Below are 623 nucleotides of genomic sequence, written 5' to 3'. Positions count from 1 at the left end.
GTCGTGCGACAGATCGCCGAGCACATCCAGTTCGGCGAACAGTTGCAGGCGGCCAAGGAGCTGATCGACGCGTGCATTCACGAGTGGACCGAGGGTAGCAGCGACGAGATCAAGGCGCTGATCAACGAGGCGTTCCAGGTGGACAAGCAGGGCAACGTCAGCACGGCCCGCGTGCTTGGCCTGCGTCGCCTGTCCATCAGTCATCCGACGTGGGACACCGCCATGCGTGCGATCTCCGACAGCATCTGCGTGACGGGTACCAAGCCCTACATCCGGTTCTACGAGCGCGACGCCGCGACCGACACATGGCGTGCGATCAGTCTCGACCTGGCTAGCCTGTGACTGGTACGGCTCGGACCCGAGGCCGTCGATGGCTTCGCATTCGAGGTCGCATCCTTGAGCGTGACCCGATCTGCATGCGCTGCGCATCGGCCGATCAGGTTAGGGAATCAGTGATCGTGGATCACATCATCCCATTGGCCCAAGGCGGCACGGATGACGAATCGAACCTGCGCGGGCTGTGCACCGCCTGCCACGACGCAGTGACACGCGAGCAGTTCGGATATCGGGAGCGTAAAGCGTTCGGCGCGGACGGGTTGCCAGCGGACGGCGAGTGGTCGTAA

At 63.4% G+C, this 623-nt stretch carries 2 protein-coding genes; both read left to right on the top strand.

The genetic code is table 11. The annotated features are described in order from the left end of the window. A partial coding sequence (locus QCE79_RS33405) for a DUF3164 family protein (protein ID WP_309851768.1) occupies positions 1 to 342 on the top strand: 342 nt, incomplete at its 5' end. Between the two features lie 74 nt (positions 343 to 416). Beyond that, entirely contained in the window at positions 417 to 623 is a 207-nt protein-coding gene (locus tag QCE79_RS33400; protein ID WP_309851765.1) for an HNH endonuclease signature motif containing protein, read from the top strand.

Origin of the sequence: Caballeronia sp. LZ003, from assembly GCF_031451465.1 — a bacterium.
Taxonomy (GTDB): Bacteria; Pseudomonadota; Gammaproteobacteria; order Burkholderiales; family Burkholderiaceae; genus Caballeronia.
Note: the sequence above shows the minus strand (reverse complement) of the source record. Positions and strands in the feature narration are given on the sequence as shown.